Raw genomic sequence first — 500 nt, 5'->3', positions numbered from 1 at the left:
CGTTGGGGAGATTTCTTTTCTGTAGGAGCTTCGTGGGTCATTTCCGATGAAATTTTCCTTCAAGATAATGAGTATCTTACCTATCTTAAACTTAAAGGCTCCTATGGAGAATTGGGTAATAACAGAGGGATAGGCTACTTCCCTTATGTTCAAGCCTTTAATACCGGTTGGAACCAGGGAACCAATACAGGGGTTCTTTTAGGAGGAGTTACAGATCCAAATTTAACCTGGGAAACTTCTCAGATAACTAACATAGGTCTTGATTTTGCCTTTTTAAATAACAGGATTGAAGGATCTGTAGAATGGTTTGATAAAGAATCTGTAGATCTACTGTATGATCAACCGCTTCCAATGTCTACCGGGAACGATGCTATTACCACCAACGTTGGTAGTATTGCTAACCAGGGATGGGAATTTATGATTAGAACCAGAAATATTGTTTCCAGAGATTTTACCTGGACTACCATGTTCAACTTTGATATGGTTGACAATGAAATCAC

At 38.8% G+C, this 500-nt stretch carries 1 pseudogene; it reads left to right on the top strand.

Annotation, left to right across the window (positions count from 1 at the left end):
* A pseudogene (locus tag HC176_RS16130) lies at window positions 1-500 on the top strand (TonB-dependent receptor); the annotation flags it as partial.

This window comes from Tamlana crocina (genome assembly GCF_012037625.1).
The sequence above is the reverse complement of the archived record's forward strand: the minus strand, read 5'-3'. Positions and strand labels throughout refer to the sequence as shown.